This window comes from Phytobacter cepae (genome assembly GCF_054165735.1).
This window is the reverse complement of sequence record NZ_CM135107.1, coordinates 4650790-4674854: the sequence shown is the minus strand read 5'-3', so window position 1 is coordinate 4674854 and position 24065 is coordinate 4650790. Positions and strand designations below refer to the sequence as shown.

Below are 24065 nucleotides of genomic sequence, written 5' to 3'. Positions count from 1 at the left end.
AGAATGGCTAAGGGGCAATCTTTACAAGATCCGTTCCTGAACGCACTGCGTCGGGAACGTGTTCCAGTTTCAATTTATTTGGTGAATGGTATTAAGCTGCAAGGGCAAATTGAGTCTTTCGATCAGTTCGTGATCCTGTTGAAAAACACGGTCAGCCAGATGGTCTATAAGCATGCTATCTCTACTGTTGTTCCGTCTCGCCCGGTTTCTCATCATAGCAACAACGCGGGTGGCGGCACTGGCAGTAACTACCATCATGGTAGCAATGCTCAGACGTCTGCGCAGCAGGACAGCGAAGAAACCGAATAAGGTTAATGGCTGTTTTTCCATGTCGGGGAGCCAGGATTCTGAGTTCCCCGCTGGTATTTTAGGAGAGTTTACGCTTGTTTGACCGTTATGAAGCCGGTGAGCAGGCGGTGCTGGTACACATCTATTTTTCGCAAGACAAAGACATAGAAGACCTCCAGGAGTTTGAATCTCTGGTCTCTTCTGCCGGTGTCGAAGCAATGCAGGTGATTACTGGTAGCCGTAAAGCGCCGCACCCTAAGTATTTTGTAGGTGAAGGTAAGGCTGTCGAAATTGCGGAAGCCGTAAAAGCGACAGGGGCTTCTGTTGTTTTATTTGATCACGCATTGAGTCCGGCCCAGGAACGTAACCTTGAAGGGTTATGCGAATGCCGGGTTATCGACCGTACAGGTCTGATATTGGATATTTTTGCTCAACGTGCGCGTACCCATGAAGGTAAATTGCAGGTTGAGCTGGCGCAGTTGCGCCATCTCGCTACGCGCCTGGTGCGTGGCTGGACCCACCTTGAAAGACAAAAGGGCGGGATTGGTTTGCGTGGCCCGGGTGAAACCCAGCTCGAAACTGACCGCCGTTTGCTGCGTAATCGTATTATGCAAATCCTCTCGCGGCTTGAGAAAGTGGAAAAGCAGCGAGAACAGGGACGCCGCTCGCGCAAGAAAGCGGATATTCCAACGGTGTCGCTGGTGGGTTATACCAACGCCGGCAAATCCTCCCTGTTTAACCAGATAACCGAGGCCCAGGTGTACGCGGCGGACCAACTGTTCGCCACGCTGGACCCCACCCTGCGTCGTATTGATGTCGCTGACGTAGGCGAAACCGTGTTGGCGGATACCGTTGGGTTTATCCGCCATTTGCCACACGATCTTGTGGCCGCGTTTAAAGCAACGCTGCAGGAAACCCGGCAGGCCACGTTGCTGTTGCATGTCATTGACGCCGCTGATGTGCGGTTGCAGGACAATATTGATGCCGTAAACATTGTGCTCGAGGAAATCGATGCGCATGAAATCCCGACGCTGCTTGTGATGAATAAGATCGATATGCTGGACGATTTTGAGCCACGTATTGACCGGGATGAAGAGAACAAACCGATTCGGGTCTGGTTATCTGCCCAGACCGGAGTGGGCGTACCACTGTTATTTCAGGCTTTAACTGAACGTCTGTCTGGCGAGGTGGCACAACATACGTTGCGCTTGCCGGCAAAAGAGGGGCGCCTGAGAAGTCGTTTTTATCAGCTTCAGGCCATCGAAAAAGAGTGGATGGAGGACGACGGGAGTCTGGGCATGCAGGTGCGCATGCCGATCGTGGACTGGCGTCGCCTCTGTAAACAAGAACCGGCACTGGAAGACTACGTCGTCTGACCGGTTGGAGATGGCTTGAAGATTTTTTCGCCTCTATACCTTTTGGATTTTGAGGTGCAGGAAGGCGGCAAGCCCAGAAATCCTCAGGAGCATGGTGAACCATGTGACTGAGGTTGATGGGTGTAGCCAACGCACATGCAGCACAAAAGACATAGGTATAGCACCGCATAACAAATATGGAGCACATACATGGCGTGGAATCAGCCCGGTAATAACGGACAAGACCGCGACCCGTGGGGAAGCAGCAAACCAGGCGGCAACTCTGAGGGAAATGGAAACAAAGGCGGTCGCGATCAGGGGCCACCTGATCTGGATGATATCTTCCGTAAGCTGAGCAAAAAACTCGGCGGCCTGGGCGGTGGCAAAGGCACCGGTTCTGGCGGAGGAAGCCAACAACCTTCAGGCCCGCGTGGCCACATTGGCGGACGTATCGTCAGCATCGTTGCGGCGGCTGCCGTCATTATCTGGGCTGCCAGTGGGTTCTACACCATTAAAGAAGCCGAGCGCGGCGTGGTAACGCGTTTTGGTAAGTTCAGCCATCTGGTTGAGCCTGGTCTGAACTGGAAACCCACTTTCATCGATAACGTGACGGCGGTAAACGTCGAGTCCGTTCGTGAGCTGGCGGCGTCCGGTGTGATGCTGACGTCTGATGAGAACGTGGTGCGTGTAGAGATGAACGTGCAGTACCGAGTGACCGATCCAGAGCGCTATCTCTTTAGCGTGACCAGCGCTGATGACAGCCTGCGTCAGGCTACCGACAGCGCGTTGCGTGGCGTAATCGGTAAATACTCCATGGACCGTATCCTCACCGAAGGCCGTACCGTTATTCGTAGCGATACCCAGCGTGAGCTGGAAGAGACCGTGCGTCCATACAACATGGGGATCACCCTGCTGGACGTCAACTTCCAGGCGGCACGTCCACCTGAAGAGGTGAAAGCCGCGTTTGATGATGCCATTGCTGCACGTGAAAACGAACAGCAATACATCCGTGAGGCAGAAGCCTATACCAACGAAGTGCAGCCGCGTGCTAACGGTCAGGCGCAGCGTATTCTGGAAGAAGCGCGCGCATACAAAACCCAGACCGTGCTGGAAGCGCAGGGTGAAGTGGCTCGCTTTGCAAAAATTTTGCCGGAGTATAAAGCCGCACCGCAGATTACCCGTGAGCGTCTCTATATCGAGACCATGGAAAAAGTGCTGAGCCACACCCGCAAAGTGCTGGTGAACGACAAAGGCGGCAACCTGATGGTTCTGCCGCTGGATCAGATGCTGAAAGGCGGTAACGCCCCTGCAGCAAAGAGTGACAGCAGTGGCGCAAACAATCTCCTGCGCCTGCCGCCTGCGTCCTCTTCTGGCTCAAGTGGCGCAAGCAACACATCGTCCGCTAACCAGGGCGACATCATGGACCAACGCCGTGCTAACGCGCAGCGTAACGACTACCAGCGTCAGGGGGAATAACGATGCGTAAGTCAGTTATCGCGATTATCATCATCGTGCTGGTAGCGCTCTACACCTCTGTTTTTGTGGTGAAAGAGGGCGAACGTGGCATCTCCTTGCGTTTCGGCAAGGTGCTGCGTGACGACGAAAACAAACCACGCGTCTTCGAGCCGGGTTTGCATTTCAAACTGCCGTTTATTGAAACCGTTAAAACACTCGATGCCCGTATCCAGACCATGGATAACCAGGCTGATCGTTTTGTAACGAAAGAGAAAAAAGACCTGATCGTCGACTCCTACATCAAGTGGCGAATCAGCGACTTCAGCCGTTACTACCTGGCAACCGGTGGTGGCGATGTGTCTCAGGCTGAGGTACTGCTGAAACGTAAATTCTCTGACCGTCTGCGTTCTGAGATCGGTCGTCTGGATGTGAAAGACATCGTGACCGATTCTCGTGGTCGTCTGACCCTGGAAGTGCGTGACGCGTTGAACTCCGGTTCTTCGGGTGCAGAAGGCGAAGTGGCAACACCTGCGGCTGATGATGCCATTGCCAAAGCGGCTCAGCGTGTAGCAACCGAAACCAACGGCAAAGTCCCGGTAGTGAATCCGAACAGTATGGCGGCACTGGGTATTGAAGTAGTGGATGTGCGCATCAAGCAGATCAACCTGCCAACTGAAGTCTCGGAAGCGATCTTCAACCGTATGCGCGCTGAGCGTGAAGCGGTTGCCCGTCGCCACCGCTCTCAGGGTCAGGAAGAGGCTGAAAAACTGCGTGCAACAGCGGATTACGAAGTCACCAAAACGTTAGCTGAAGCTGAGCGCCAGGGCCGCATTATGCGCGGTGAAGGCGATGCAGAAGCCGCTAAACTGTTTGCTGACGCCTTCAGCCAGGATCCGGACTTCTATGCCTTTATTCGTAGCTTGCGTGCCTATGAAAGCAGCTTCGAGAGCAATCAGGATGTCATGGTGCTCAGCCCGGACAGCGACTTCTTCCGCTATATGAAGTCGCCGACGCCCGTGACGCGCTAAGTTCACCTGACGGTAGAATAAAAAAACCACCGGCTCCTCAAAGAGCGGTGGTTTTCTTTTTATAAGGATAAAAATGAACGCAACAATTTGGCTGGCGCTGGCCCTTGTTTTGGTCCTGGAAGGGTTAGGCCCGATGCTTTACCCGCGTGCCTGGCGCCGGATGATCGCGACGATGAGTAGTCTGCCGGATAATATTTTACGCCGCTTCGGCGGGGGACTTGTGGTCGCTGGCATCGTTGTCTACTACATGTTGAGGAAAACGATTGGCTGATCAAAAAGCGGTCAGTTTTGCCTTAATTTGGGTACAAAAAGTGCTGTCTATCTGAAAATCCGATGGTAGAATCCATTTTTAAGCAAACGGTGATTTTGAAAAATGGGTAACAACGTCGTCGTACTGGGCACCCAATGGGGTGACGAAGGTAAAGGGAAGATTGTTGATCTTCTGACTGAACGGGCTAAATATGTTGTACGCTACCAGGGCGGTCACAACGCAGGCCATACTCTCGTAATCAACGGTGAAAAAACCGTCCTCCATCTGATTCCATCAGGCATCCTCCGCGAAAACGTAACCAGCATCATCGGCAACGGTGTTGTGCTGTCTCCGGCTGCGCTGATGAAAGAGATGAAAGGTCTGGAAGACCGTGGTGTCCCGGTTCGTGAACGCCTGCTGTTGTCCGAAGCCTGCCCGCTGATCCTTGATTATCACGTGGCGCTGGACGTAGCACGTGAGAAAGCGCGCGGTGCGAAAGCTATCGGCACTACCGGTCGCGGTATCGGGCCAGCTTATGAAGATAAGGTGGCACGTCGCGGTCTGCGCGTTGGCGATCTGTTCGACAAAGCGACCTTTGCTGACAAACTGAAAGAAGTGATGGAATATCACAACTTCCAGTTGGTGAATTTCTATAAAGCAGAAGCCGTTGACTACCAGAAAGTGCTGGACGATGTGATGGCGATTGCCGACATCCTCACTGCGATGGTTGTTGATGTTTCCGATCTGCTGGACCAGGCGCGTCAGCGTGGCGATTTCGTCATGTTTGAAGGCGCGCAGGGTACGCTGCTGGATATCGACCACGGTACCTATCCGTACGTGACCTCTTCTAACACCACCGCGGGTGGCGTGGCGACCGGCTCCGGCCTGGGTCCACGTTATGTCGATTACGTTCTTGGGATCATCAAAGCCTACTCCACGCGCGTGGGTGCAGGTCCGTTCCCGACTGAACTGTTTGACGACATCGGTGAGTTCCTGTGCAAGCAGGGCAACGAATTCGGTGCCACCACTGGCCGCCGCCGTCGTACGGGCTGGCTGGATATCGTTGCGATCCGTCGCGCGGTGCAGATCAACTCCCTGTCTGGTTTCTGCCTGACCAAGCTGGACGTGCTGGATGGTCTGAAAGAAGTGAAAATCTGCGTGGGTTACCGCATGCCGGATGGCCGTGAAGTCACCACGACTCCGCTGGCTGCCGACAACTGGGAAGGTATTGAGCCGATTTATGAATCAATGCCGGGCTGGTCTGAAACCACCTTTGGTGTGAAAACGCGTGATGGCCTGCCACAGGCTGCGCTGGACTACATCAAACGCATTGAAGAACTGACTGGCGTGCCGATCGACATCATCTCTACCGGTCCGGACCGTTCTGAAACGATGATCCTGCGCGACCCGTTCGACGCATAATCATCATCAGGGGCTTGCCAGGCAAGCCCCTTGTTCCTGCTTTTTCCCCCTCCCATTCAAATAAATTAGCGGCATTCCTGCTGGCTGGTTTATCATCAATAGAGTCAATACCTGCGGGTATCTCATTTTTCCCCTGTTTCTGAGGTTGATGTGCAGTTAACGAGTTTTACGGATTACGGATTACGTGCGTTGATTTATATGGCGTCATTGCCAGAAGGGAAAATGACGAATATCACCGAAGTCACTGAGATTTATGGTGTGTCCCGTAATCATATGGTCAAAATAATCAACCAACTTAGTCGTGAAGGCTACGTAATGGCCGTCAGGGGAAAAAACGGCGGGATTCGGCTGGGTAAACCTGCAAGAGACATTCGCATTGGCGATGTCGTGCGTGACCTGGAGCCGCTTACGTTGGTGAACTGCCACAGTGCGTTTTGCCATATTACTTCCGCCTGCCGTCTCAAGCTGGCGCTTTCCAAGGCCGTACAGAGTTTCCTTATGGAACTGGATAACTATACGCTGGCCGAATTGGTTGAAGAGAATCAACCGCTTTACAAATTACTGTTGGTGGAAGAATAAAGCCTGAACATTGAAGGGACTTTCACCAGAGATGACAACGGAGGAACCGCTATGTCACACGATCCTTTCCTGGAACGCGAAGCTGAAAAATATTCTAACCCCATCCCCAGCCGCGAATTTATCCTCGAACACCTCACTAAACGTGAAAAACCCGCCAATCGCGAAGAACTGGCGGTAGAACTCAATATTGAAGGCGAAGAACAGCAAGAAGCCCTGCGCCGCCGCCTGCGTGCCATGGAGCGCGATGGTCAACTGGTCTTCACCCGCCGCCAGTGTTACGCCCTGCCAGAACGTCTCGACCTGCTGAAAGGCATGGTTATTGGTCACCGTGATGGTTTTGGCTTCCTGCGCGTCGAAGGCCGCAAAGATGACCTCTATCTTTCCAGCGAACAGATGAAAATGTGCATGCACGGCGACCAGATTCTGGCTCAGCCGATGGGTGCCGACCGTAAAGGCCGTCGCGAAGCACGTGTTGTGCGCATCCTGGTACCGAAAACGGGCCAGATTGTGGGCCGTTACTTTACCGACGCGGGCGTAGGCTTTGTTGTGCCTGACGACAGCCGCTTGAGCTTTGACATTCTGGTGCCGCCGGAAGAGACGATGGGCGCGCGTATGGGCTTTGTGGTGGTGGTCGAACTGACCCAGCGCCCGACCCGTCGCACCAAAGCCATCGGTAAAATTGTTGAGGTATTGGGCGACAACATGGGCACCGGCATGGCCGTTGATATGGCGCTGCGTACCCATGAAATTCCGTATGTCTGGCCGCCAGCGGTTGAGCAACAGATTTCCGGGCTGAAGGAACAGGTGCCGGAAGAAGCCAAAATTGGTCGCATCGATCTGCGTTCACTACCACTGGTCACCATCGACGGTGAAGATGCCCGTGACTTCGACGACGCCGTTCACTGTGAGAAGAAACGCGGCGGTGGCTGGCGCTTATGGGTGGCTATTGCCGACGTCAGCTACTACGTCCGTCCGGGCACGCCGCTGGATGATGAAGCCCGTGGCCGTGGGACCTCGGTCTATTTCCCATCCCAGGTTGTGCCGATGCTGCCGGAAGTGCTCTCCAACGGCCTGTGCTCACTCAACCCGCAGGTTGACCGGCTGTGCATGGTTTGCGAAATGACCATTTCAGCAAAAGGCCGCCTGACAAGTTACACCTTCTACGAAGCGGTAATGAGCTCCCATGCCCGTCTGACCTACAACAAGGTCTGGCATATACTGCAAGGCGATCAGGATCTGCGTGAGCAGTACGCACCGCTGGTTAAGCATATCGAAGAGCTGCATAACCTCTATAAAGTTCTTGATGCCTCCCGTGCCGAACGTGGCGGTATCTCTTTTGAGAGCGAAGAAGCGAAGTTCATCTTCAACGCCGAGCGTCGTATTGAACGCATTGAGCAAACTCAGCGCAATGATGCCCATAAGCTGATTGAAGAGTGCATGATCCTCGCGAATATCTCGGCGGCGCGTTTCGTTGAGAAAGAGCATGAACCTGCGCTGTTCCGTATCCACGACAAGCCAACCACTGAAGCGATCACCTCCTTCCGTACCGTTCTGGCGGAACTGGGGCTGGAACTGCCCGGCGGTAACAAGCCGGAGCCTGCGGATTATGCCGCGCTGCTTGAGTCCATCGCCGATCGTCCCGATCATGAAATGCTGCAAACCATGCTGCTGCGTTCCATGAAGCAGGCGGTCTATGATCCGGAAAACCGCGGTCACTTTGGCCTGGCACTGCAATCTTATGCGCACTTCACCTCGCCGATCCGTCGTTATCCTGACCTGTCGCTGCACCGCGCCATCAAATATCTGCTGGCGAAGGATGAGGGGCATACCGGCAACAGCACTGAGACTGGCGGCTGGCACTACTCTCTGGAAGAGATGCTGCAACTGGGCCAGCACTGTTCAATGACCGAACGCCGCGCGGATGAAGCGACCCGTGAAGTCTCTGACTGGCTGAAGTGCGACTTTATGCAGGATCAGGTGGGCAACACCTTCCCTGGCGTGATTGCCAGCGTGACCGGCTTTGGCTTCTTTGTGCGCCTGACCGATCTGTTTATCGACGGTCTGGTGCATGTCTCGACGCTGGATAACGACTACTATCGCTTCGACCAGGTGGGCCAGCGTCTGATTGGCGAATCGGGCGGTCAGACTTACCGTCTGGGCGACAAAGTGGAAGTGCGTGTGGAAGCGGTCAACATGGACGAGCGTAAAATCGACTTCTCGTTGATTTCCAGCGAGCGTGGCCCGCGTAATGTGGGTAAAACCGCACGTGAAAACGCGAAGAAAGGCAGCGCCGCCAGGCCTTCGGGCAAACGTCGTCAGAGCGGAAAGAAAGTCAATTTCGAGCCTGATAGCGCATTTCGGAAAGCGAAAGAACCTGCGAAACCGAAGAAAGAAAAAAGCGTGAAAAAACCGTCGGTAAAAACGCAAAAAATTGCCGCAGCGACCAAAGCGAAGCGTGCGTCAAAAAAGAGTGACGCTGAATAATTAGCCCGTAAATATCGACTCATAACCCCTCTCCATGCAGAGGGGTTATTCTTTTTTAACGTAATATATTCCCGCGCGTAATAGATATAGCCCTCCGGACGGTTATTTCCCTGCTTAGTTAAATTGTGAAAATCGATATTTATTATTGGTGATTAGCCGCCAGAATCAGATGTGTATAGTGACTTGCATCAGCTATTCGCTTATTTAGCAAGGAGTCACCCCATGCACCTGGCGCGTTTTCCCCGACTGTCACTCGGCCATTTTCCTACTCCACTGGAGCCATTAAATAATCTCACTGCCTTGCTCGGTGGTCCCAAAATATGGATTAAGCGTGATGATGCAACGGGACTTGCCAGCGGCGGAAATAAAACCCGCAAACTGGAATTTCTGCTGGCCGATGCGCTGGAGAAAAAAGCCGACGTCATTATTACCCAGGGCGCAACGCAATCTAACCATGTGCGCCAGACCATTGCCGGGGCGGCAAAATTGGGGCTTGCCGCGAAAGTGTTGCTGGAAAAACGGGTCACTGATTTTGGTGAAGATTACCAGCGCTCCGGCAACGTCCTGTTGGATGATTTGCTGGGGGGCGAAATTGTCGCGCATCTGCCGGGCGGCACCGACATGCAGCAGGCGATGGAGGAGTATGCTGCGACGCTGCGTGAACAAGGGCATAACCCCTACATCATCCCTGGCGGTGGGTCTAACCCGATTGGTGCGCTGGGCTACGTCGCCTGCGCCGAAGAGCTCCTCTATCAATCTTCACAGTTACGTTTGCGTATTGATCATGTGGTGCACGCCACCGGCAGCACCGGCACCCAGGCCGGGCTGGTCGCCGGGTTTACCGCAACGAACAGCCAGGTGCCGGTGCTGGGGATAAGCGTTCGCGCACCCAGGGCAAAACAGGAAGAGAACGTCTGGAATCTGGCTTCACGCACCCTGGCGTTGCTGGGTGTGCCGGGTGAGCTGCCGCGTGAGGCGGTGGTGGCGAACAGCGATTACGTCGGTGACGGCTACGGTCTGCCGGCCGAGAGTATGCTGGAGGCGCTGACCCTCTTTGCGCGTCACGAAGGCATTCTGCTGGATCCGGTCTATTCCGGGAAAGGGGCTGCCGGGCTTATCGACCTGATTCGTAAAGGCCATTTCCGTAAGGATGAGAACGTGGTGTTTATCCACACCGGTGGTTCCGTTGGCCTGTTTGGCTATCGCCAGGTGCTGGAGGCGCATGCCCGTCATGGCTAAGCCTTTCTTGCTTGGTGTGCTGGGCGGCATGGGGCCGCTCGCCACCCTTGATTTTCAGCACCAATTGCTCGACGTCACCCCGGCGCAGAGCGATCAGCATCACCTGCCATCGGTGGTCTGGAACGTGCCGCAAATCGCCGACCGGCAAAAAGCGCTGGCTGGGGTTGGCCCGTCGCCATTGCCTCAACTGCTTGAGGGCATTGAAAAACTGAATCGGGCGGGGGCGAGCCATATCGCGATCCCCTGCAATACCGCACACCACTGGTATCCGCAGCTCCGCGCCGCCAGCGATGCGCCCATTTTGCACATCGTAGATGCCACCCTGGATGCGCTGCTAACGGCGGCTAACAAGCCCGAACGTGTGGGCATTATCGCCACCAAAGGGACGCTGGACGCCGGCTGGTTTCAGCAGCGTTTCAGTGAACAGGGCATTGAATCCATTACGCCCACCGAAGACGAACTGGCGGAGTGGTTTGTGCCCGGCTGCTATGCGGTGAAGCGCGGCAAACTGGCTGAAGGCGGCGAGCTGCTCTCATTGCAGGCGCAGGCGCTGATGGCGCGCGGCGCGCAGCAACTGGTGCTGGCCTGCACGGAAGTCCCGGTGGCGCTGCGTGCGGTGGATGCACCGTTCCTGTCACTTACCTACGACCCCGCACGCGCGCTGGCCGAGCGATGTTCCCGCCTCTGGCAGGACTATCGCCTCACGCAGCTGGCATAAAACAACACGCTTTGATTGACCCTTTTCTCCTGCGTCGCGGGAGAAATGACGCGCATTTACCGCAAGGAAAAACAAATGAAAAAAACGCTCGGAATATTACTCGCCGCAGGCAGCCTGTGGGCCAATATCAGTATGGCCGCCAATCCTCCTGAAGTCCGCGTGGCTTATAGCGGCGGCTCGCAGGTATTAATGCTCGCCAAAGCCGACGGCTCTTTAGATAAAACCTTACACAGCCAGGTGAAGTGGGTGCAATTTGCGTCCGGTGCCGATGCCCTTAATTATTTCGCCAGCAATGCGATTGATATTGCCAATTTTGGCTCCAGTCCGGCAACCGCAGGTATTGTCCGCAAATTGCCTGTGGAAATTATTGGCGTCTCAGGCGTCATTGCCAGCTATGAACGTTTAATTGGCAAAGACGGCATCAACACGATTAAAGATATTGAAGGGAAGCGCGTGGCCTATCCGCCAAATTCTACGGCGGCTTATGCTCTGGAAGCGGCAATCAGCGTCAATAAACTCGATCGCAGCAAAATAACGCTGTTGCCTTTGCGCCCGGCAGAGATGGTGGCGGCGTGGAAACGCGGCGATATTGACGCAGGGTACGTCTGGGCCCCCTTTGCGCAGGAGCTGGAATCCTCCGGCGGCCATCAGGTCTTTGCCACCAAAGATCTGCAGAAAGATGGTTACCTGATTTACAACAACTACGTGGTACGCAAGGCCTTTGCCGAACAGTACCCGGAAGCAGTGAGCGCCTTCCTGCGCGTGCATCAGCAGAAAGTCGACGATTTTAAGAAAGACCCGGAAAGCGCTGCCGCCATCGTTGCGAAAGAAGTAGGCGCACCGGTCACCACTGCTGCCAATACGCTGGGCGGGCTGGAGTACCCAACGCTTGCTGAGCAGGGCACTGCGGCCTGGCTGGGTAACGGCACGGACACCACCCATAGCGGCATCGGCAAGGCGCTGACTAAAACCTCTAACTTCCTCGCAGGCATTGGCGAAATTCGTAAGCAGGATATCCCGGACAACTGGGACACGGCGATTGATTCTCGTTACATCCGGGAAGCGGCGGCAAAATGAAAGTAGGTCAGCATATCGCCATCAGCGTGTTTTCGGTGGCGGTTTTCTTCGCGCTCTGGCAACTGGCGGCCACCCGGCAATGGGTGGACCCGCTGTTACTGCCGTCACTCACCGATATTGGCCTGACGGCTGAAGAGCTGCTGGCGGACGGTTACCGCCAGGTCCCGCTCTGGCAGCATGTGGCGGTGAGCCTGGCCCGTGCGCTGAGCGCTTTTGCGGTCGCGATTGTGCTGGGTATCCCGCTCGGACTGCTGATGGGGCTGTCGCCCGGTTTGTCCGCGGTGCTTAACCCGTTTGTGCAGTTCCTGCGCCCGTTACCGAAAATCGCGCTGATCCCGCTGGCCGTGGTCTGGCTGGGGATAGGGGAAGCGTCGAAATTCTTCCTGATCTTTATCGCCACCTTCCTGAGTGTGGTGGTGGGGGCGTCGGCGGCGGTGGAGCGGATTGGTCGGGCACGCATACGGGTCGCGCAAACGCTGGGCGCCACCAAAGGGCAGATTTTCCTGCGCGTGGTGCTGCCGGATGCCCTGCCGGATCTCTTTACCACCGTCAGGCTCTCTATTGGTATTGGCTGGACCTCGTTGATTGCCGCTGAGATGGTCGCCGCCAGTTCAGGCCTCGGCTGGATGGTGATTAACGCCAGCTCTTATTTGCGTACCGATATCGTCATGCTCGGCATCCTGCTCTTGGGCGGGACGGGGTATCTGTTGGATTTATTACTGCTGGGGCTGCAACGTCTGTTTGTCCCATGGGCGGGGAAAGAATAATGAGTGCCATCGCGCTTGAAAATGTCTCCCTCTCGTTTGCGGCTAAACCGCAGCCGTTTACGGTGCTGGAGGGGATAGATCTCACCCTCGATAAAGGGGAGTTTGTCGTACTGTTAGGCCCGTCGGGCTGCGGCAAATCCACCATTCTCAACCTCGTCGCCGGGTTTACCAAACCGGACAGCGGCCGCGTGCTGGCGAGCGGAAAACCGGTGCGGCAGCCGGGGCCGGAGCGCGGCATGATTTTCCAGCAGCCGAATCTGTTCCCGTGGCTGTCGGTGCTGGATAACGTCACCTTTGGCCCGCGCCTGGGCCGCTATCAAAAAGAAGAGGTCAATGCGCGGGCGCAGGACTGGCTGAACCGCGTGGGCCTGAAAGGCTTTGAGCAGCATGCGCCGTGGCAGCTTTCCGGGGGTATGAAGCAGCGTGTGGCGCTGGCCCGCGCCTGGCTGCCGGGGCCAGAAGTGCTGCTGCTGGATGAACCCTTCGGCGCACTGGATGCACAAACCCGCCTGATGATGCAGGAGCTGCTGCGTGAAGCCTGGCTGACGACCGGCACCACGCTGCTGTTCGTCACCCACGATGTGGAAGAAGCACTGTTTCTGGCCGACCGCATTCTGGTGATGTCGGCCAAACCGGGAAAAATCGTCGAAGAGATTGTCCTGCCCTTTGGCCGCGAGCGCGATATCGAAACGCTGGCGGAGCACCCGCGTTACGGCGAAATCAAGCAGCACGTTTTACACCGCGTCCGCCAGGAGGCGAAGCGTCATTTAGGTTAACTCCCTGTTCCCGGTGTCGGGAATGAATCAACTGTCATTACTGAGGTGGAAGCAATGAGCACGAGCGAATTACGAGACCGTCTGGAAGAGAGCATTCATCAGCACCGCGACGAGTATGTGGCAATAGCCAAAGATATTCATGCCCATCCCGAAACCGGGAATAACGAGTATTACGCCAACGGGGTGCTGACCCAACTGCTGGAGAAGCATGGCTTTACCGTGACCTCCAACGTGGCCGGGCACGAGACCGCCTTTTACGCCGTCAAAGAGAGCGGTAAACCGGGGCCAACCATTGCGTATCTGGCGGAATACGATGCGCTGATCGACATTGGTCACGCCTGCGGACACAACATCATTGGCGTCACCAGCATTGCGGCGGCGGTAGCCTTAAGTCAGGTGCTGGATCAGACCGGCGGTAAAGTGGTAGTGCTCGGCACTCCGGCGGAAGAGGGTGGACTGCGCGGTAAAGGCGGCGCGAACGGTAACGTGAAAGCCCGCTTTGTTGAGCATGGCTTCCTTGATAATGTTGATGTCGCACTGATGGTGCACCCGGCAGGTAAAACCCGCCTTTCCGGCCCGTCGCTGGCCAACAATCATCTCTATTTCCATTTCTACGGTAAGCCTTCCCATGCGGGGAGCTCGCCGCACAAAGGGGTCAACGCGCTGGATGCGCTGGTCCTGCTCTACAACGGCATCAGCGTGCTGCGCCAGCAGTTGCCGGACGGGATTCGCGTCCACGGCATTATCACTAACGGCGGTCAGGCTCCAAACGTGATCCCGGAATACGCTTCCGCCCACTACTACATTCGCGCCCATACCCGCGAAGAGGTGCTGGCGCTTGAGCCGCGCATCCGCGCCATTGCCGAAGGCGTTGCACTGGCAACCGGCACCACGGTGAAAATTGAGCACCAGGTTGGCCCGCGTGATTTCAACATCAACCATACCCTGAACAGCGTCCTGCTCGACGAGTTCACCGCCGCCGGGGAAGAGGTCGAGCTGAAAGAGAAAGAGGGGCTGGGTTCAACCGACGCCGGCGATATCAGCCATGCGGTACCGACCGGACACCCCTATATCAAAATCGGCCCGGACGATCTTATCGGTCACACCGTGGCATTCCGTGAAGCAGCGAACTCGGTAAAAGGCTACGAAGCCCTGGTCACCGGCGCGCAGGTGCTGGCGCGTACCGGCCTGCGTTTACTGACCGATGCGGCGCTGTTGCAGGAAACCAAAGATGAATTCGCCGGGCGCAGTACTGCGACCCAGGCTGCCTGATACCCGACTGGAGCCACAACATAATGAAAATGCTGTTTTCTGCCGCCGCGCTGATGCTGGCGGCGGTTTTACCTCTGGGGAATGCGCAGGCGGAAACCGTTAATCGGAACGCCACGCTCAATATCGCTTACGGTAACCGTCCGGGAACGCTGGACCCGTATCTCACCACCAACAACGCCACTTCGGATGTGGACCGCCATATCTTCGAGACGCTATTTACCATTAATGCCCGCTACGAGCCGGTGCCGGAGCTGGTGCAGAGCTACACACTAAGCGACGATCGCAAAACCTACACCTTCGTATTGCGTGATGGTATTCATTTCCACGACGGACAGTTGCTTACCGCCGATGACGTGGTGGCCTCCATGAACCGCTGGCTCACTGTGTCGACCCAGGGTAAAGCCAACCTGCCGGGCGTGCAGTTCAGCAAAGTCGACGACAAGACCGTCACCTTTACCCTGCCCGCGCCGTCGCTCATTACTCTCAACGTGCTGGCGGACGTGAAAAACATCGCTGCCATCATGCCGAAACGCATTATTGATGAAGCGAACAGCAGTAAAAAACCGGTCACTGAACTGATTGGCACCGGCCCCTACAAGCTGGCGGAATTTAAAGCCGGAGATTATCTGCATCTGACCCGTTACGACCAGTATGCCTCGCGTACCGAAGCGGCCAGCGGGCTGTCCGGGCAGAAAAAAGCGGACGTCAAAGACATCTGGTTCCGCTACATCACTGATGAGTCCACCCGCCTGGCGGGGGCGATGACCGGGGAGTATGACCTGGTGTTCCAGTTGCCGAAGGACAATATCGATACCCTCGCCAGCGCGCCGGACATTTCGCTGTTCCAGCCGCAAAGCGGTGGTTCGCTTATCACTTATCTGTTTAATAAAAATCAGGGGCCGTTTGCCAACGTCAAGCTGCGCCAGGCGTTTAACCTGGCGCTGGATGTGCACCAGACTCTGCTGGCGGGCTATAGCGATCCGCGCTTCTTTAAAGAGGGGCCATCGCTGGGCTTCCCGGATCAGGTGGACTGGTACAGCGATGCCGGTAAGCCGTACTGGAATCAGCATAAGCTGGATGAGGCGCGCAAGCTGGTACAAGAGTCGGGCTATAAAGGCGAAGAGGTGGTGATTATCGCCACCAAAGAGTATGCCGAGCTGTATAACCTGGCGATCGTCGCCCAGCAGGTGCTCAAACAGATTGGCGTGAAGTCCCGTCTCGATGTTTACGACTGGCCGACGGTGCTGCAGCGCCGCCAGGATCCGAAAAACTTCGATCTCTGTGCGCTGGAGTTCACCATGCGCCAGGTGCTGCATCAGTATCCGTTCCTCGACTCGCGGGCAAAATTCCCGGGATTAAGCGATAGCCCGGAAATTGACGGCGTGCTGGATGCCATCAAGCAGGCCGCGACCCTGAAAGAGACGCGTCCGCTGGTGGATAAACTCAACGTTCTGCTCTGGCAGTACCTGCCGGTGATTGTGCTGGGGCGCACCACGCCGGATGCGGTCGCGATTAAAAACAACGTTAAAGGTTATCAGGATCTGAGCGGGCCGATTCTGTGGAACCTGAGCGTCACTCAGCCCTGACGGGAGAAGGCGATGAAACGATACCTCTTTCACCGCCTGCTGGCGCTGCTGCCGGTACTGCTGGTGGTTTCGGTGGTGGTGTTCTGTTTGATTCATCTGGCGCCGGGCGATCCGGCGCTGGTTATCCTCGGTAACGATGCAAGCCCGGCTGACGTTGCCGCTATGCGCCAACAGATGGGGCTGGACAGGCCGCTGCTGGTGCAGTTTGTCAGTTGGTTTGCTGGCATCTTAACGGGCGACCTCGGTCATTCGCTGTTTCTTAATACCAGCGTGATGACCCTCTTTTTACAGCATCTGACCCCGACGCTGGCGCTGGCGCTCTATGCCCAGGCCATCGCGCTGGTGCTTGGGCTGCTCGGCGGTGTGGTGAGTGCGTGGCAGCATGGTGGTGTTATCGATAAAGCCATTCGTGCGCTCGCCACCTTAGGCATGTCAGTCCCCGGCTTTCTGCTGGGGCTGTTTCTGATCTTCTTTTTTGCCGTCCAGCTGCGCTGGTTCCCGGTGGTAGGGTACCGCTCTACCAACGACTCGCTGTGGCTTAACGTCTGGTATCTCACCCTGCCGGCGTTCGCGCTGGGGTTGCGCATTGCGGCACTGATTGCCCGTATGACCCGGGCGGTGATGCTGGATGTGATGCAGGAGCATTTTATCAGCACGGCGCGGGCGAAAGGGGTGCCGGAGCGGTTGGTGCTGCTGCGCCATACGTTGCGTAATGCGCTGATCCCGATTCTGACTATTTGTGGGGAATCCTTCGCCTCACTGGTGACGGGCACGATTGTCATTGAGAGCGTGTTCGGCATTCCCGGCGTTGGCTCATTGATTGTTGATTCGATAGAGCGGCGCGACGTGACGGTGATTCAGGGCGTAGTGCTGCTGATTACCGTGTGCTATGTGCTGGTGAATCTGGCGGTGGATCTGCTGAGCTACCTTGCCGATCCACGTTTGTCCGTTGAGGGGGAAAGCCGCTGATGATCGGAAAAAATCCCGGAGTCTGGATCTGGCCCGCGCTGTTGCTGGCGATCGTGCTGCTGTCGTTTTTTGCCAGCGCCATCAGCCCCTACGACCCTTACAGCATCGACCCGCTGAGCCGCCTGAAGCCGCCTTCGTTACAACATTGGTTCGGAACCGACAACTTTGGTCGCGATCTCTTTGTGCGTGTCGCACTGGCGGTGCGCGTATCGCTGTCGGTGGGTGCGGCGGTGGCGGTAATTGCAGGTGTAACAGGCCTGGCCATCGGTCTGCTGTGCGCCTGGTATCGTCCGGTGGATCGCATTCTGATGCGCGTCTGCGACGGACTCTTTGCCTTCCCGTCGCTGCTGCTGGCGATTGCGATTGTTGGCGTGTTAGGGCCAAAAATCAGCAACGTGGTGCTGGCGTTGTCGCTGGTCTACGTGCCGTCGATTGCCCGTGTGATTCGCGGTGCGGCGATGGTCATCAAAGAGAAAAACTTTATCGAGGCACTGCGGGCGCAGGGGGCATCGGCCTCACGCATTATCTGGCTGCATCTGCTGCCGAATGTGGTGTCGCCGTTTATCGTGCAGGTGAGCTGGGTCTTCTCGGTCGCCATTCTCACCGAGGCGGCGCTCAGTTTTCTCGGTTCCGGCGTGCCTCCGCCGATGCCCAGCCTGGGTAACCTTCTGCTGGAAGGAAAAGCCGTGATCTTTACCGCCTGGTGGATGACCTTCTTCCCTGGGGCGGCCATTGTGCTGCTGATTCTGGGGTTGAATATTATCGGCGACGATCTGCGCGACAGCGCCGATCCTGGCCTGAAACCACTGCCACGGCGCGTGCTGCGCTTGCTAAAACAGGGAGGGCGTCATGGCTGAGACATTGCTACAGGTCAGGCACCTTGAAGTCAATTTCGCCACCCGTCAGGGGGTGATATCCCCCGTGCGCGGCGTCTCTTTTGAGGTAAACGCCCATGAAACGTTGGGCATTATTGGCGAGTCAGGCTGTGGTAAAAGCGTCACCGCCCAGGCCCTGATGGGGCTGCTCTCACCCCGCACGACGCGGATTGAAGGGGAGGTGATGCTGGCAGGCCAGGCGTTGCATACGCTCTCCGCCAGGGCGCGTCGGCAGCGCAGCGGTCGCGATATGGCAATGATTTTCCAGGACCCGCTTGCCAGCCTCAATCCGGTGATGACCGTCGGCTATCAAATTGCGGAAAGTTTACGCTTACATACCACGCTGACTCGCCGCCAGCGGCAGGAAAAAATCCTCAGCCTGCTCGAACAGGTCGGCATACCCGACCCTGGCCGTTGTGCCAGCGCCTGGCCCCATGAGCTCTCCGGCGGGATGCGCCAGCGGGTGATGATCGCAATGGCGATTGCCACCTCGCCATCGCTGCTGATTGCTGACGAGCCCACCACCGCGCTGGATGCCACTATTCAGGCACAAATCCTCGACTTGCTGGATGACATCAAACAGCAGACGGGCATGGGTATCGTGTTTATTACCCACGATCTCAGCGTGGTGGCGCGGTTGTGCCAGCGTGTAGTGGTGCTCTATGCCGGTCAGGTTGTCGAAGAGACCGACGTCCACACGCTTTTTGCCAGCCCGCGCCATCCTTACACGCGGGCGCTGCTGGCGGCTCGTCCATCGGTGGAGCACCAATCAAAAACCCCGCTGGCAGAAATTCGCGGCCAGGTTCCCTCGTTGCATGATTTACCGGCTGGCTGTACCTATGCCGATCGCTGCCCGCTGGCGCAGCCGCGTTGTCGGGCACAACCGCCGGCGTTGCGAAAGGTAAACGGTGAACATCACAACGTGCGCTGCTGGCGCGCAGACGAAACGGAGGGGTTACCGGGATGACGGCACTTTTGCAGGTGAACAACTTATCCAGAACCTTTCACCGCCGTGGGCAGACGGTGCAGGCGGTGGACAACGTCAGTTTCTCGATTAACGCCGGGGAAACCTGGGCGCTGGTGGGAGAATCTGGCAGTGGTAAAAGTACCACCGGACGGTTGATTCTGGGGCTGACGCCAGCCTCAGGTGGCGAGGTGCACTTTGAGGGGCAGTCGCTGCTGGGGCAAAGTGCCACGCAGTGGCAGCGGGTGCGTCGGGAGATGCAGATGATTTTTCAGGACCCGCTCTCCTCCCTCGACCCAAAGCGCAGCATTGGCTACAGCCTGGAGGAGCCGCTTATCATCCACGGTGTCAAAAATCGCAAAGCACAGGTCGCAGAAATGCTGGAGCATGTAGGGCTACGCCCGCAGGATGTCGCCCGCTACCCGCACGAATTCTCCGGCGGTCAGCGCCAGCGAATCGGCATTGCCAGGGCGTTGATTCTAAAGCCTAAGCTCATTATCTGCGATGAGCCCGTCTCCGCACTGGACGTTTCCATTCAGTCGCAAATCCTCAACCTGCTGATGTCACTCCAGCGGGAATATGGGCTGGCCTATCTGTTTATCTCTCACGATTTAAACGTGGTGCGCCATATTGCTGACCGTGTGGGGGTGATGTACCGCGGCAAGATTGTGGAGCAGGGGGAGAGCGAGCGCATCTTCACCCAGCCGACGCAGGACTACACGCGCTATTTACTGAGTGCGCGGCTGCCTGAATACCCGGTGACTTACGAGGCCAGACGCGCGGTGGTGAACGGTTGAACGTTCAGGAGTCGATTTGAAGGCTATGTCGGTTATAATGGGGCGATGTGAATGTCTCACAGCTTCTTTAACCCGGCGATATCGCCTCAAATGAGTACCATTGATGAGTGAAATGATTTACGGCATCCATGCGGTGCAGGCCCTGCTGGAACGCGCTCCGGAGCGTTTTCAGGAAGTCTTTATTCTTAAGGGTCGCGAAGACAAACGCCTGATGCCCCTGATCCATGCGCTGGAAGCGCAGGGTGTCGTGATTCAGGTCGCTAACCGTCAATATCTGGATGAGAAAAGCGAAGGCGCGGTTCATCAGGGCATCATCGCCCGCGTGAAGCCAGGCCGTCAGTACCAGGAAAACGATCTGCCGGATCTGATCGCCAGCCTCGATCAGCCTTTCTTCTTGATCCTCGATGGCGTCACCGATCCACACAATCTGGGGGCCTGCCTGCGTAGCGCCGATGCGGCGGGCGTTCACGCTATCATCGTGCCGAAAGACAAATCAGCCCAGTTAAACGCGACCGCCAAAAAAGTGGCCTGTGGTGCGGCAGAAAACGTCCCGCTGATCCGGGTGACCAACCTGGCGCGTACCATGCGGTTGCTGCAGGAAGAGAATATCTGGATTGTCGGCACTGCGGGTGAAGCTGACCACACCCTGTTCCAGAGCAAAATGACCGGCCCGATGGCGCTGGTGATGGGTGCGGAAGGTGAGGGGATGCGTCGTCTGACACGTGAGCATTGCGATGAGTTGATCAGCATTCCGATGGCGGGCAGCGTGTCGTCACTGAACGTGTCGGTCGCCACCGGCATCTGCCTGTTCGAAGCCGTTCGCCAGCGCACAAAATAAACTGCAAAAGGCAACGTAAGTTGCCTTTTTAGTGTTTGCACCCTCTCCCTCAAGGGCTGAGGGAGCCCCAGTAACAGTACGTATTACAGCGATAACACTGCGCCATGAGAATAAAACAGTCACCGCGATGACTGGGTCCGGCTGAAAATCGACGAAGCGTATCCGCAAGGCCGGGGCGCCGCGCAGGGATGCGCGGCGAGGGCGACTTTACACGGACGTTACCTTCGCCCGTCCCCGATTAGCCTGAAGGAATATGCGCAGTGGACCGCGCCAGCGGCGATTTTCCTGGCCGGGAGCCCGGGTCGCCAGGGTGGTGGCGGTGAACCACCCTGGCACGTTCACAGGTTTATAGAAAAGCAAGGAACATAAGGTGAACGGAATAACCCTCAGAGCCGCATGTTTCCCCTCACCCTTACCCTCTCCCCAAAGAGGAGAGGGGACTGTCCGTGCACGCATTATTTGTGGGGATCCCTCCCCCCGTTGATCTGAACCCCGAAACCTGGAATCCCAAACCAGTTTTTCGGAGGTTCTTATGAAGTACACATTCGACATTAAGCTGGCCGCCGTCCGGGCGTATGTGGAGGGCGGCAACAGCCTCACATCCACTGCACGCCAGTACGGCTGTCCCGAGCCCTCTCTTCGTGCCTGGGTCAGCGCTTACGGCTTTCATGGTGAGGCTGCACTTCGCCCCTCACGCCGTTCTTACTCCGATGATTTTCGCCTTCAGGTCATCCAGACCATGCAGCGTGAACATCTCTCTGTGCGAATGACGGCTGCACGGTTTAATATTCCTGATCACAAAACAGTCAGTAGCTGGGCCAGACGCGCAGCAAACGGACAGTTAGCGCCAGACAGTCACGAGGATAAACATATGATCCGTAAGCCATCACATCGCGGTAAACCGCCTGAGGAAATGACACCGGAACAACTGGTTGATGAAGTGCTTTACCTGCGTGCCGAAAAAGCTTATCTGGAAAAGCTGGACGCCCTGATGAAAGAAAAAGCGCAAAAGGGAAAGAAAAAGCCCTTATCGTCAGGGCACTGATCCCCGAACACCGGCTGTCCCGCTTGCTGGAAGCGGCTGAGCTTGCGCAAAGCACATGGTATGACCGGCAAAAGCGCGACGCACGTGTGGTCAGTCCGGATCCGATATGCGACCTCATTATGTCCACTGCTGTTCGCCATAAACGGCGCTACGGCTACCGGCGGGTGACAAATGAGCTGCAGGCGCAGGGCCACCGCATTAACCATAAAAAAGTGTCGAGGTTGATGAGAGAGCTGGACTGTCAGGCGCTGACACGCAGGAAGAAATACCGGAGCTGGCAGGGGGCCGCTGAACTGGAGCCCGTCGACAATCTGTTAAACAGGGACTTCAGCGCTGACACGTGGGGAGTGAAACTGGTAACCGATGTGACGGAGTTCCGGGTGGGCAACGCGAAACTGTATCTGTCTGTGGTAATGGACCTTTACAACAGGGAAATAGTGGCGGCCAATATGGCATCGCGTCCGGCGTATGTGCTGGCGGAAAAAATGCTGGATGCCCTGCTGAGTTCAGGCACTGTCAGACAGGGAGCGGTACTGCACAGCGATCAGGGCTGGATGTATCGGATGCGTCAATGGCGAAGCACGCTGGAGAAACACGGGCTCCACCAGAGCATGTCGCGACGGGGTAACTGTCTGGATAATGCGGCAATGGAGAGCTTCTTCGCGGTGCTGAAAACGGAGATGTTCTACGGAATAAGGTATGAAAACGTGTCGGAGCTGGAAACGGCGACAGGGAAATACATCCATTACTATAACCATGACAGAATAAAGATGGGACTGGGAGGGCTGAGCCCGGTAAATTACCGGACTCAGTGGCACGCTCAGACCTGAATCTGTTCCAGGTTATGGGGTTCAGATCACGTGGGAGAGGGCTGGGGTGAGGGCATCAGACCGCACGGTTTGCTCCCTCTCCCCGTGGGAGAGGGCTGGGGTGAGGGCATCAGACCGCACTACTCCTCCAGTGAACGCTGATGGTCGTCCTTCCTGAGCGTCATCAGCGCAATCACGCTGACCACCGCCGTCGCCATCACGTAATATGCCGGAATATCCAGATTCCCCGTCTGCTTAATCAGTCCGGTAATGATCAACCCCGCACAGCCTGAGAAAATCGCATTCGACAGTGAATAGGCCAGCCCCAGACCGGTGTAACGCACCCTGGTTGGGAACATCTCCGCCAGCATGGCGGGCCCAGGCCCTGCCAGCATTCCTACCAGCCCACCAGCGATAAACACCACCACCGCCTTGATAAATATCGTGCTTGATTCCGCCTGTAAGACTTTCAGCAGCGGCAGCGCCAGGATGAGTAACAGCACTGCGGCGGTGACCATCACGGTGCGTCGACCTATCCGATCACTGAGCATGCCGGAGGGGATAATCGTCAGAGCGAACCCGGCATTAGAAATCACCGCAATCAGCAATGCCTGGTTAAAGCCAGTGTGCAGCGCCGACTGAAGGTAGGTTGGCATAATCACCAGATAGGTATAACCCGCTGCGGACCAGACCATCAGGCGGCCAATGCCGGTGATGATGGCTTTCAACGTACTGACGAAACTGGCAGCCTGAGGAGGCGCGGCCTGGGTTTGCTGACGTACAAAGCTGGGCGTTTCTTCCATATGAACACGAAGCCAGAGCGCAACGGCGCCCATGGGAATCGCGAGGAAAAAGGGAATGCGCCAGCCCCAATCGTGGAGGGCTTCCGGGGAGAGCAGGACCGACAGGAGCGCCACCACACCTGCGCCTGCCAGCAGGCCGAGAGCGACGGTTAATGACTGCCATGCACCGTACAATCCACGCTTACCCTTTGGGGCAAACTCAGTCATCAGCGAGACGGCACCCCCGTATTCTCCACCGGCGAACAGACCCTGCAGAATGCGCAGAATGGTAATAAGCAGCGGCGCGGCAACGCCTATACTCGCATACACCGGCACCAGGCCAATGGCCGCCGTGGCTAGCGTCATCAGTACGAGGACAATAATCAGCGTCGGTTTACGACCTATCCTGTCGCCCATGCGGCCAAACACCACCGCACCTAACGGGCGAAAGAAAAACGCCACTGCAAACGCCGCATAGGTAAGAATGAGGCTGGTAATGGCGGATTCCCCTTCGAGGGTGAAGAAGTTTTTCGCTATTACCGTGGCCAGAAAGCCATAGACGGCAAATTCGTACCATTCAATAAAATTACCGATAGAGCCTGCGACCAGTGCTCTTCTTTGCGCGAGTGTCGTTGTCATGGGCATCACCGTTCCTGGTTTCATGAACTTAAGCCTCGCTGCTAAGTGCGG

General features: G+C 56.5%; 23 protein-coding genes. 22 read left to right on the top strand and 1 reads right to left on the bottom strand.

Going from position 1 to position 24065, the window contains the following annotated elements:
* Positions 1 to 3: 3 nt before the first annotated feature.
* From hfq to ACUY4Q_RS21800, 22 genes are all read left to right on the top strand, one after another.
* Complete coding sequence (gene hfq / locus ACUY4Q_RS21905; protein WP_458044758.1) at positions 4 to 309, top strand: RNA chaperone Hfq; 306 nt, start codon at positions 4 to 6, stop codon at positions 307 to 309.
* Positions 310 to 383: 74 nt separating this feature from the next.
* The gene (hflX, locus tag ACUY4Q_RS21900) at positions 384 to 1664 is read left to right on the top strand and encodes a ribosome rescue GTPase HflX (RefSeq protein WP_458044757.1); all 1281 of its coding nucleotides are present in this window, start codon (positions 384 to 386) and stop codon (positions 1662 to 1664) included.
* A 189-nt stretch (positions 1665 to 1853) separates the two neighbouring features.
* Positions 1854 to 3119: an FtsH protease activity modulator HflK gene (gene hflK, locus ACUY4Q_RS21895; RefSeq protein ID WP_458044756.1), complete on the top strand. Its 1266-nt coding sequence runs from the start codon at positions 1854 to 1856 to the stop codon at positions 3117 to 3119.
* 2 nt (positions 3120 to 3121) lie between these two features.
* A complete protein-coding gene (hflC, locus tag ACUY4Q_RS21890; RefSeq protein WP_458044755.1) occupies positions 3122 to 4126 on the top strand; it encodes a protease modulator HflC in 1005 nt (334 codons plus the stop codon).
* A 73-nt stretch (positions 4127 to 4199) separates the two neighbouring features.
* Positions 4200 to 4397, top strand: a complete 198-nt coding sequence (locus ACUY4Q_RS21885; protein ID WP_458044754.1) for a DUF2065 domain-containing protein — start codon at positions 4200 to 4202, stop codon at positions 4395 to 4397.
* Between the two features lie 102 nt (positions 4398 to 4499).
* The gene (locus ACUY4Q_RS21880; protein ID WP_458044753.1) at positions 4500 to 5798 is read left to right on the top strand and encodes an adenylosuccinate synthase; all 1299 of its coding nucleotides are present in this window, start codon (positions 4500 to 4502) and stop codon (positions 5796 to 5798) included.
* A gap of 150 nt (positions 5799 to 5948) precedes the next feature.
* Positions 5949 to 6377, top strand: a complete 429-nt coding sequence (gene nsrR, locus ACUY4Q_RS21875) for a nitric oxide-sensing transcriptional repressor NsrR (protein ID WP_458044752.1) — start codon at positions 5949 to 5951, stop codon at positions 6375 to 6377.
* Positions 6378 to 6428: 51 nt separating this feature from the next.
* Positions 6429 to 8861, top strand: coding sequence for a ribonuclease R (rnr, locus tag ACUY4Q_RS21870; RefSeq protein ID WP_458044751.1), 2433 nt, complete (start codon positions 6429 to 6431; stop codon positions 8859 to 8861).
* 222 nt (positions 8862 to 9083) lie between these two features.
* A complete protein-coding gene (gene cuyA, locus ACUY4Q_RS21865; protein WP_458044750.1) occupies positions 9084 to 10100 on the top strand; it encodes a D-cysteate sulfo-lyase in 1017 nt (338 codons plus the stop codon).
* The gene (cuyB, locus tag ACUY4Q_RS21860) at positions 10093 to 10818 is read left to right on the top strand and encodes a cysteate racemase (protein ID WP_458044749.1); all 726 of its coding nucleotides are present in this window, start codon (positions 10093 to 10095) and stop codon (positions 10816 to 10818) included. Before cuyA ends, cuyB begins: the two co-directional genes overlap by 8 nt.
* Before the next feature lie 75 nt (positions 10819 to 10893).
* A complete protein-coding gene (locus tag ACUY4Q_RS21855) occupies positions 10894 to 11895 on the top strand; it encodes a taurine ABC transporter substrate-binding protein (RefSeq protein WP_458044748.1) in 1002 nt (333 codons plus the stop codon).
* Positions 11892 to 12662: an ABC transporter permease gene (locus ACUY4Q_RS21850; RefSeq protein ID WP_079497688.1), complete on the top strand. Its 771-nt coding sequence runs from the start codon at positions 11892 to 11894 to the stop codon at positions 12660 to 12662. Before ACUY4Q_RS21855 ends, ACUY4Q_RS21850 begins: the two co-directional genes overlap by 4 nt.
* On the top strand, positions 12662 to 13438 hold the full coding sequence (locus ACUY4Q_RS21845) for an ABC transporter ATP-binding protein (protein WP_079497689.1): 777 nt from the start codon (positions 12662 to 12664) through the stop codon (positions 13436 to 13438). The genes ACUY4Q_RS21850 and ACUY4Q_RS21845 overlap by 1 nt, the downstream gene beginning before the upstream one ends.
* A gap of 54 nt (positions 13439 to 13492) precedes the next feature.
* Complete coding sequence (locus tag ACUY4Q_RS21840; RefSeq protein ID WP_458044747.1) at positions 13493 to 14710, top strand: M20 family metallopeptidase; 1218 nt, start codon at positions 13493 to 13495, stop codon at positions 14708 to 14710.
* Positions 14711 to 14733: 23 nt separating this feature from the next.
* Positions 14734 to 16296 carry an ABC transporter substrate-binding protein gene (locus ACUY4Q_RS21835; protein ID WP_458044746.1) on the top strand — a complete coding sequence of 521 codons (1563 nt, stop codon included), beginning with the start codon at positions 14734 to 14736 and terminating at the stop codon, positions 16294 to 16296.
* Positions 16297 to 16308: 12 nt separating this feature from the next.
* On the top strand, positions 16309 to 17265 hold the full coding sequence (locus ACUY4Q_RS21830; protein WP_458044745.1) for an ABC transporter permease: 957 nt from the start codon (positions 16309 to 16311) through the stop codon (positions 17263 to 17265).
* On the top strand, positions 17265 to 18122 hold the full coding sequence (locus ACUY4Q_RS21825) for an ABC transporter permease (RefSeq protein ID WP_458044744.1): 858 nt from the start codon (positions 17265 to 17267) through the stop codon (positions 18120 to 18122). Before ACUY4Q_RS21830 ends, ACUY4Q_RS21825 begins: the two co-directional genes overlap by 1 nt.
* Positions 18115 to 19107 carry an ABC transporter ATP-binding protein gene (locus ACUY4Q_RS21820; protein WP_458044743.1) on the top strand — a complete coding sequence of 331 codons (993 nt, stop codon included), beginning with the start codon at positions 18115 to 18117 and terminating at the stop codon, positions 19105 to 19107. Before ACUY4Q_RS21825 ends, ACUY4Q_RS21820 begins: the two co-directional genes overlap by 8 nt.
* The gene (locus tag ACUY4Q_RS21815) at positions 19104 to 19901 is read left to right on the top strand and encodes an ABC transporter ATP-binding protein (RefSeq protein ID WP_458044742.1); all 798 of its coding nucleotides are present in this window, start codon (positions 19104 to 19106) and stop codon (positions 19899 to 19901) included. Before ACUY4Q_RS21820 ends, ACUY4Q_RS21815 begins: the two co-directional genes overlap by 4 nt.
* Positions 19902 to 20004: 103 nt before the next feature.
* Positions 20005 to 20739 (top strand): 23S rRNA (guanosine(2251)-2'-O)-methyltransferase RlmB, encoded by a 735-nt coding sequence (gene rlmB / locus ACUY4Q_RS21810; RefSeq protein ID WP_039077803.1) that lies wholly within the window; start codon positions 20005 to 20007, stop codon positions 20737 to 20739.
* A gap of 532 nt (positions 20740 to 21271) precedes the next feature.
* Entirely contained in the window at positions 21272 to 21784 is a 513-nt protein-coding gene (locus tag ACUY4Q_RS21805; protein ID WP_072042734.1) for a helix-turn-helix domain-containing protein, read from the top strand.
* Positions 21769 to 22614: an IS3 family transposase gene (locus ACUY4Q_RS21800; RefSeq protein WP_458047417.1), complete on the top strand. Its 846-nt coding sequence runs from the start codon at positions 21769 to 21771 to the stop codon at positions 22612 to 22614. Before ACUY4Q_RS21805 ends, ACUY4Q_RS21800 begins: the two co-directional genes overlap by 16 nt.
* Before the next feature lie 119 nt (positions 22615 to 22733).
* On the opposite strand, the gene ACUY4Q_RS21795 is transcribed toward ACUY4Q_RS21800, so the two are convergent.
* On the bottom strand, positions 22734 to 24014 hold the full coding sequence (locus ACUY4Q_RS21795) for an MFS transporter (RefSeq protein WP_458044741.1): 1281 nt from the start codon (positions 24012 to 24014) through the stop codon (positions 22734 to 22736).
* Positions 24015 to 24065 lie beyond the last annotated feature (51 nt).